General features: G+C 64.8%; 8 protein-coding genes and 2 pseudogenes. 3 read left to right on the top strand and 7 right to left on the bottom strand.

Annotation, left to right across the window (positions count from 1 at the left end; genetic code table 11):
* The 3 genes and pseudogenes from VF794_RS27845 to VF794_RS27855 form a co-directional block, all read right to left on the bottom strand.
* A partial coding sequence (locus VF794_RS27845) for a hypothetical protein (RefSeq protein WP_331115560.1) occupies nucleotides 1–313 on the bottom strand: 313 nt, incomplete at its 3' end.
* 41 nt (nucleotides 314–354) lie between these two features.
* Nucleotides 355–1,353: a DUF6402 family protein gene (locus tag VF794_RS27850; RefSeq protein ID WP_331115561.1), complete on the bottom strand. Its 999-nt coding sequence runs from the start codon at nucleotides 1,351–1,353 to the stop codon at nucleotides 355–357.
* A gap of 72 nt (nucleotides 1,354–1,425) precedes the next feature.
* A pseudogene (locus VF794_RS27855) lies at nucleotides 1,426–1,917 on the bottom strand (SDR family NAD(P)-dependent oxidoreductase); the annotation flags it as partial.
* A 29-nt stretch (nucleotides 1,918–1,946) separates the two neighbouring features.
* Between VF794_RS27855 and VF794_RS27860 the strand changes: the two are divergent.
* Nucleotides 1,947–2,299, top strand: a pseudogene (locus VF794_RS27860) (LysR substrate-binding domain-containing protein); the annotation flags it as partial.
* A gap of 315 nt (nucleotides 2,300–2,614) precedes the next feature.
* On the opposite strand, the gene VF794_RS27865 reads toward VF794_RS27860, so the two are convergent.
* Nucleotides 2,615–3,655, bottom strand: a complete 1,041-nt coding sequence (locus VF794_RS27865; RefSeq protein ID WP_331115562.1) for a hypothetical protein — start codon at nucleotides 3,653–3,655, stop codon at nucleotides 2,615–2,617.
* Nucleotides 3,656–4,206: 551 nt separating this feature from the next.
* Here VF794_RS27865 and VF794_RS27870 point away from each other — a divergent pair.
* Nucleotides 4,207–4,377 (top strand): ATP-binding protein, encoded by a 171-nt coding sequence (locus tag VF794_RS27870; RefSeq protein ID WP_331115563.1) that lies wholly within the window; start codon nucleotides 4,207–4,209, stop codon nucleotides 4,375–4,377.
* 9 nt (nucleotides 4,378–4,386) lie between these two features.
* Here the strand turns inward: VF794_RS27870 and VF794_RS27875 are convergent, their stop codons facing one another.
* The 3 genes from VF794_RS27875 to VF794_RS27885 are packed head-to-tail and all read right to left on the bottom strand — an operon-like array spanning nucleotide 4,387 to nucleotide 6,727.
* The gene (locus tag VF794_RS27875) at nucleotides 4,387–5,172 is read right to left on the bottom strand and encodes an SDR family oxidoreductase (protein ID WP_331115564.1); all 786 of its coding nucleotides are present in this window, start codon (nucleotides 5,170–5,172) and stop codon (nucleotides 4,387–4,389) included.
* Nucleotides 5,169–6,005: a dihydroneopterin aldolase gene (locus tag VF794_RS27880; protein ID WP_331115565.1), complete on the bottom strand. Its 837-nt coding sequence runs from the start codon at nucleotides 6,003–6,005 to the stop codon at nucleotides 5,169–5,171. Before VF794_RS27880 ends, VF794_RS27875 begins: the two co-directional genes overlap by 4 nt.
* Nucleotides 6,002–6,727, bottom strand: a complete 726-nt coding sequence (locus VF794_RS27885) for an SDR family NAD(P)-dependent oxidoreductase (RefSeq protein WP_331115567.1) — start codon at nucleotides 6,725–6,727, stop codon at nucleotides 6,002–6,004. The genes VF794_RS27880 and VF794_RS27885 overlap by 4 nt, the downstream gene beginning before the upstream one ends.
* Nucleotides 6,728–6,786: 59 nt before the next feature.
* On the opposite strand from VF794_RS27885, the gene VF794_RS27890 reads away from it, so the two are divergent.
* Nucleotides 6,787–8,184: a VWA domain-containing protein gene (locus VF794_RS27890; protein WP_331115569.1), complete on the top strand. Its 1,398-nt coding sequence runs from the start codon at nucleotides 6,787–6,789 to the stop codon at nucleotides 8,182–8,184.
* The last annotated feature ends 101 nt before the right edge of the window (nucleotides 8,185–8,285 follow it).

The following is an 8,285-nucleotide window of genomic DNA, read 5'->3' on the forward strand; positions in this document are numbered from 1 at the left end:
CCTGACCATCCCCTGCCCAATGGGGCGGTTCATCCGCGGCTTCGTTCTGGAAGAGGAGCCACTCCGAGCTGCGCAAGAGCCTTCCCTGCTCATCATGGACGCGGAAGAACGCTCGCGAACTGAAGAGATAGAAGAAGCGACTGCGAACCGAGTCCTCTCCCAGATAGGGTTTATAGGTCGTGACGGAGCAGGTGTGGCTGGGATTCCATTCCACTCCCAACACCCGGGCCTTCTGGCTGGCCACACGCTTCAGGTACAGGTAGTACCCCACCGGTAGGGCCACGAGCAGCAAGGCCGCGAGCAGCAGCAGCATTCCCCCGACCAGAGGCACGGCCCGGGTCGGACGCGCTCCCATCACTTGCCCTTCCTGGCCAGATACTCGTCGAAATCGAGGCTGCCCAGGTGCAGCAGGATGGAGACGGGGAAGCGCTTGACCTTGGAGAAGACCAGGAAATCGCCCCCCTTGCCGGTGCGGCGACGATGCTCGTTGTAATGGTTGTTCGTCACCTTGTGGTACATCTTGAACCACCTCATGATGTATTTGGGCTGCAGCAGGTACTCAGCCGGATCGGGCTTGATGACCCCTGCCTTGTTCCAATAGCCCAGGAGCTGATCCTCGCCCTCTTCGTTCAAGAAGTCGTACGTGTCACGCACGTACATGGCCACCTCGCTGATCTGGATGGCGGGGAAGCCGTTGAGATTGCTGTGGGTCTGGAACTGGGTCGCAGCCAGCTTGATGGAGAAGGAGCCCAGCGCGAAGTAGACATCGTCCAGGGGGTCAACGGCCTTCTCCCAGAGGGTCGCTCCCACGTCCACACGGTTGAATTGGGTCTTGTAATCGAGCTCGATGGCGGGCAGGTCGCCGAAGTACATCGACCCGTTCCGGAGCTGCTTCTTCTTCGCATCGAGCAGGCCGAGTGCCTCCAGCCGCTCCATGAGGACAATCATTCCGCGCGAGAGCTGATCGAGGGCTTGCTTGACCCGTCCGACCCGTCCGTTGAACTGGTTGACCTCGGAGAGCTCCTCCACCACCGACTTCACAATGGGGCCCACTCGCTTGGAGTTCTCCAGCCAGCTGAAGGGCAGATCCTGCTTGATGTGGGACTTGTCCAGCGTGCGCGCATCGATCTTGCCCGTCTTGAGGCCCATGGGCAGCTCGTAGGCGGGGCTGTCGAACCACCTGCGCATGAACAACGCGCCCTGCACGCCCTGGAGCTTGTCCATCACCGCGGGAATCTCGGTGATGTTGAACTCGGGGGGAGTGATGGCCTTCACCGCATTCCTGGCGACGTTCTTCGCACAGGTGAGGCAGGTGAGCGGCGGCATTCCGTGCTGACAGTACACGTTCCCCATAGATGACCTCTCATTCCCCCCCCGGAAAGCCGGGCAAGCGCAGCGGGCACGGCACATGTTACCAGGACCCATTCACTCGCGGAGGAGCAGTCCTCCGTCGATGACCAACTCGCTGCCGGTGGTCCAGGGTGCGCCCAGCAGATGCACCACCGCCTCGGCCACCTCCTCGACCTTCCCGAGCCGTCCCAGCGGATGCAGTGCCCCCAGGAAGGACAGCTGGTCGGAGATTCGCTTCTCCAGCTCCGCTCCCTCGGGAGGGACCTCACCCGGAGCCAGGCGCGGAGCACGGACCATCTCCGTGTCCACCACGCCCGGGCAGACGGCGTTGGCCCGGATGCTCCGCGCGGCGCCCGCCATCGCCAGCGAGCGCATGGCGGCCAGCAATCCAGCCTTGGCCGCGCTGTAGACGGCACTGGTGGGCAGCGGCCTCAGGGCCAGCGTGGAGGCGATGAACACCATGCCTCCTCCACCGGACTCCAGCACCGACAGCGCCTCTTCGCCCAGGCGCAGGGGGGCCACGAGGTTCACCTCAAGCTGGGCCCGCAGGGCCTCCTCGGAGATGTGGCTTACAAATCGTCTGACACCTTCTCTGAGAGGACCTGCTGCGCCACGAGTGCTTCACGTTCCGCTCGCCAACGACGGGGGCGCTCTACGCGTGGGAGCTGGAGCGCGGGCGCAAGAACTGGCGGGTGTCCGTGCGCAGTGGCGTCGTCACGAGCGACGGTGCAGTCATGATGGCACTCGCCGAGGCGGGCGCGGGCTGGCGTACGCCATCGAGCCCGCGGTGCAGGAGCAGCTGCGCTCGGGGAAACTCGTGCGGGTGCTGGAGGCCTACGCGCCCACCGTGCCCGGCTATTTCCTCTACTTCCCTAGCCGGGCACAGCGCTCGGAGCCCCTGCGCCTCTTCGTCGAGACGGCCAAGGAGTTGACCACCAAGGCGTTGTGACGCTACACCCGGTGAGTATCAACGTAGTTGTCGCGAGTAGCTGACTCAAGCAGCAGGTCGCAGAGAAGGCACAGCAGGGGTGGGGTGCTGGAGCAGAGAGGGAGGGGAGGGCTGCTGACGGGTGCCACGTGGGCTGTGCGCCGGGCCGGAGAAGAGGCGATGACGGTGTGACGGCGCCGGAGTCACGCGCGGGGGCGGTGCCGCGACTAAATAGGCATTTGTTCCCAGTCTCCGGCCTATAAACGGGTGACTTCCGCGGTTCGGGGCTCGCATTCTTCTCGAAGCTCGACGCGACGCGGTCAAGCAATGTCAGGGCTATTTTTTTGCTTTGGATGACTTGTGCCGAACGCGCTTTTTCCCTTTCGCTCGATTGTATTTTTCCAGAAAACTCCTCCTCTCCTCCAACACTTGCTCCATGTACTTTTCTGACAAATTTTTGTGAACTATTCTTTCAAAATTATCATCGACCAATCCTAGTGCGACACGGACCACGCCTTCACGAATGAACATCCCTGATTCGGGCAGCCTATTCTGTTTTTCGTACTCCACAAAAATATCCCAAGCCTCAGAAAGCTTGGCGTCAAGATCGTTAATCCAACGATAGCCAGCCTGCGCCAACTCGCCAATCAAAACAGAAAGGCTGCCGGCATGGCCCTCCCTGTCCGGGAATTTTTTTGCCAAATAGGCGCGAAGAGTATCGGCATTTATTTCTATCCGATTGGCGGCTGGGTCAGCCGCCCCGAGTAGATTTGCCATCTCACGCTGTGAACTTTGGCTGGATCTAAAAAAAATTTCAAAATGCTGGTCTGCGACGTAAAAAAGGCCGCTCAGCGCATGGAAATCTCTACGAAGATCTCTGGGAACATCAAGCTCCTTCTTATAGGCCAAATGGTGAGAGACATTTGCCCAGGCATCCATCAATATTGTTCTGATTTGAAGTTCAAATTTCATCCCCTTGATGTGGTCATATCGTGGACCTTTGTGCTCATCAGGCATGGTCCCGATCATGTGGAGCGACATGTATCCAAATAATTCCACGTTTTCGCTGTTTATCTTGTCGTCTTCGCTTATAATCTTGAAACACTTTCTTGCTGCTTCGAGAAGACGAGGTACATCGGACAAAAATAGGCATACTACGCGCACTCCAACGATGTCGTTGAGTTCTTGAAGGGGCGCCTTGATCTCGAATCGGCGTGCCTTGCTCTGAATGGATTCGAGTGTCTTCACACGGGAAGAGAGCGTGTGAATGTCAACCCCTGTTTTTTTTATTGCGTCCTCAAGCGCAAAGATAATTTCGCCTTTGAGTTGATCGAAAGCGGGGCGTTTTATCTCGTACTCTGTTTGAAGCTCGCTCATGGCTTATGAATACAACTCGACGTGGGTTTAGGAATTCGATTTTCAGTAGGATTGTATTCTGGTCGCGGGAGAGGTGGGAGAAAATAACCCGGAGAGGTGTCCGGAGAGGGTGTCAAAGAACTTGGCCCCAGCAACTGTGGCAGGCACGTGGGGCCCGGCCACTTGGCGCTCTTCTCCATCAGTCCCTCCTTCACTCCATGGGCGAGCACGTGGCGCAGCCGGCCCATCAGCGCCTCGTCATCCAGCACTGGGCTCCGCCGAGTAGTGCCTCTCCCAGAAGCCTCCACTCCAGTCCACCAGCCGCCCCACCTTTTTGGACAGGTTGGCTCGCAGGTATTGCATGAAGCCGGCGAGCGCTGCCCCTCGCGACGTATAGGACGCATGGGGGCCCAGTAGAGGGTAGGGTGCTGGAGCAGAGAGGGAGGGGAGGGCTGCTGACGGGTGCCACGTGGGCTGTGCGCCGGGCCGGAGGAGAGGCGGTGCGGCCTCTTTGGGCACACGCCGGCCCAGGTGGCCCCCCAGTCACTTGCAACACCGAGCCGAAGAATTGGATGAACGACACACCTAGCCGGGTGACCCAAGTGCTCAACAACCTGCTGAGCAACGCCGTGAAGTATTCACCCCATGGCGGGCGCATCCTGGTGAGCACGTGGGGGCGGCCCGATGAGGTCGTCACCTGGGTGGAGGACGAGGGGATTGGAATCGAGGAGGGGTCTCCATGAGCTGTCCCTTCACTCGCGGAGCAGGAGTCCTCCATCGATGACCAGCTCGGTGCCGGTGGTCCAGGGTGCGCCCAGCAAATGCACCACCGCCTCGGCCACCTCCTCGACCTTCCCGAGCCGTCCCAGCGGGTGCAGCGCCCCCAGGTAGGCCAGTTGAGCGGAAATCCTCTTCTCCAGGTCCGCTCCCTCGGGAGGGGCCTCCCCGGGACTCAGGCGCGGGGCTCGGACCATCTCCGTGTCCACCACTCCCGGACAGACGGCATTGGCCCGGATGCGCCTCGAGGCGCCCGCCATCGCCAGGGAGCGCATCGCCGCCAGCAACCCGGCCTTGGCCGCGCTGTAGACGGCACTGGTGGTCAGCGGCCTCACGGCCAGCGTGGACGCGATGAACACCATGCCCCCGCCGTCCTCCAACACCGACAGCGCCTCTTCACCCAGGCGCAGGGGCGCCACCAGGTTGATCTCCAGTTGGGTCCGCAGAGCCTCCTCGGAGATGTGGCCCGGCGGTTGGTGCTCCACCACCCCCGCCGAGTGCACCAGTCCGTCCAGCCCGCCCAGAGCCTCGCGCGCCCGCGCCAGCAGCCCCTGGCGCTCGGAAGGGGAGGAGAGATCGCACGGCAGGGCCACCGCCTGACCGGGCCACGCGTGCACCACCGCCTCCAGCCGATCCACTCGCCGCCCGGTCACCGCCACCCGGCCTCCCGCCCGCAGCAGCGCCTCGGCCACCGCGAGGCCCATGCCGCTTCCCCCGCCCGTCACCAGCACCTTCCCCGTGCCCACCGGCTGCGGGCTCACCACCGCTCGCCCTCCGCTTCCGGGGTACTCGCCGCCGCCGGGTAGTAGGCGCGGCCCTCCATCGGCGCCAGCCCGTCTGCGGGCTCGGGCACCTCCACCTCGTCGTGGGGGATGAAAGCTGGCCGGTCCACGCACAGCACCGTCTGCTCCTGCGCCCGAGGGTTGTCGTAGCGGTGCGGGAAGTGCTTCGGCCACCGGAAGCCCGTCCCCGCCGGTACGGGCTTGCCCTGGAGCAGCAGCCCGTGGCCCAGCACCAGCTCGGCCTCGTCCATCACCCGGTGCTCGTGGGTGACGATGGTCCGGCCCGGAGCGATGCGCAGCCGGTAGATGCCCACGTGCGCGTCCTGGAAGAGGATGTCCACCCGACCGAAGGGCTTCTCCTCGTGCTCGAAGCGGTACTCGTCCGCCGTGCGGTGCACCTGGAGCGAGGCGAGCCCCGCCCGGCCCAGGGCCTCCGGCTTGGACAGGCGCAGGGTGACGGCCCGCACCGGGGCTCGCGCCGAGTCCTCGGTGGGCGGGGCCAGGATGTAGCGGCAGAGGGCCTCGGCGGCCGTCTCCAGCATGCGGAAGTCGGCCGTCTCCAGCAGGAAGCGCAGCTCGCCGGACAGCCGCGCGTAGTCCACCGTGTCCCGGAGGCTTCCCGCCGTGGCGGCCTTCCGGGTGTCCAGGTAGAGGGCCACGTCGAGATCCAACGGCTGCGGCGTGCCGCGCTCGGCCGGGTACACCCCGACGATGCAGCGCACGGGGAGCTGCCGCAGCTCGATCACATCCAGCGGGCGGCCCTGCTCGTCACGAGGGGCGGCCGAGAAGGCGTCGGACAGGGGGCGGTTCATAGCTGGGCGCTCCGGGCTCCATCCACGGCGATCACCTGTCCGGAGATATAGGGCGCCTCTCGCGCCAGGAAGACCACCACCCGGGCCACGTCCTCGGCCGAGCCCTCCCGCCCGAAGGGGATGCGGGCGAGGAGCGCCTGCCGGGCGGCCTCGTCGAAGTTCTCCGGGAAGATGACCGTCCCGGGGGAGATGGCGTTCACCCGCACCCGGGGCGCGAGCTCCACCGCCAGGGCCTTGGTGAGCATGAGCAGCCCGGCCTTGCTGACGGTGTAATGGGCGTAGTGGCTCTCGGCCCGCTCCGCGGCGATGTCGGTGAGGTTCACCACCAGCGGTTGGGGGGCCGCTCGCAGCACCGGGAGCAGCGCCTGGGTGAGAAAGAAGGGCGCCTCCAGGTTGACGCCCAGCATCCGGTGGAAGTCCTCCCGGGAGATGTCCTCGAAGGCCCTCCGCTCGTAGAGGCCCGCGTTGTTCACCAGGACGTCGAGGGCCGGATGGTCCCGTCGCACGTCCTTGGCCAGCGACTCCACCCCCTCGGGCGTCCCCAGGTTGGCCCGGTACACCGTGGCCGAGCGCCCCAGGGCACGGGCCTTCCCGGCCACCTCGTCGGCTCCCTCGGTCGATTGGTGGACATGCAGGGCCAGGTCGTAACCCGCCTCGGCCAGGGCCAGGGCGATGGCCTTGCCGATTCGGATACCGGCCCCGGTGACGACTGCTGTAGGCATGAATGTCTCCCTGGGTCCTGGATATACAGGTAGAAGGCTTGGAAGGGGCCAGCAACCACATGGACGCACGCATCGTCGAGTTCGCCGAGGTCCTCCGCCAGAACGGGGTCCGTGTGAGCACGTCCGAGGTCTCGGACGCGGCGAGGGCGGCCTCGGAGGTGGGCCTCCAGGACAAGGGCATCTTCCGCGCGGTGCTGCGGACCACGATGGTCAAGCGCGAGCAGGACGTGGACGTCTTCAACCGGGCCTTCGACTTCTTCTTCTCGGGGGTGGCCAGGACGTTCGAGGCGCTCGACAAGTCCCTGGCGCAGCAGATCCAGGAGCAGGGGCTCATCGAGGGCGACAACCTGACGATGCTGCTCTACCAGATGAACCTGCTCTTCCCGGAGCTCTCCCCGATGGCGCAGGCCGCGCTGATGGGGGACCGGGCCCGGCTGGCGCAGATCTTCCGGTCCGCGACGCTCCAGTTGGACCTGTCACAGATGCGCAGCTCGATGCAGACGGGTTTCTTCACGCGGCGGTTGTTGGTGGCGGCGGGGATGGATCGGGCGCGCTCGGAGCTCAAGACGCTCGAGGACGAGTTGCGCAAGCGGGGCCTGCCGGCGGAGGGCGTGGAGATCGTCTCGCGGCACGTGGCGGAGGCCCTGCGCAAGGTGGAGGACGCGGCGCGGCGCGAGGTGAAGCGTCAGACCGAGGCCCGCATCCGCAAGCCCACGGGCGGGGTGGTGGACAAGCCCCTGCACCAGCTCAGCCAGGCCGAGGTGAACCAGATGGAGTCGGCGGTGAAGACGCTGGCCGAGAAGCTGAAGGCCCGGCTCATCCGTAAGCAGCGCTCGAAGCGCAAGGGCGTGCTGAACGTGCGCCGCACGCTGCGCCGCAACCTGCCGTGGGGTGGGGTGCCCATGGTGCCCCAGTTCCGCACCCGCCGCCCCCAGCGCCCCGAGGTCGTCGTCCTCTGCGACGTGTCCGACTCGGTGCGCAACGCGTCGCGGATGATGCTCCTCTTCACCTACACGCTCCAGTCCCTCTTCGTGCGCGTGCGCTCGTTCGTCTTCGTCTCCGACGTGGGCGAGGTGACGCGGTTCTTCAAGGAGCAGGACGTGGACCGCGCGATCGATCTGGCCACCATGGGGCAGACCATCTCGCTCACGGCGAACTCCAACTATGGCCGCGCGCTGGCCTCCTTCACCCGAGACCAGCTCGGCGCCATCACCCGCCGGACCACGGTGATGATCATCGGAGACGGCCGGAACAACTACAACGCCAACAACGCGTGGGCGCTCAAGGACCTGAAGCAGAAGTGCAAGCGGCTCTTGTGGATCTGCCCCGAGGACCGCGGCAACTGGGGCTTCGGCGACAGCGAGATGCTCACCTATTCGAAACAGTGCCACCACACCGTGGTGGTCAACTCCGTGGCCGACCTGTCCCGCATCGCGGAGCAGCTCGTCCCCGCCTGAAAGGCACGCCCATGTCCCGTTCCCTGTTCGATGATCTCGACACCGCGCCGTCCGCTGGCATGGAGGCTGGCATGGAGGCGGCCGACGCGCGCACGCTCCGG

The organism is Archangium sp. (assembly GCF_036389735.1).
Classification (GTDB): domain Bacteria; phylum Myxococcota; class Myxococcia; order Myxococcales; family Myxococcaceae; genus Archangium.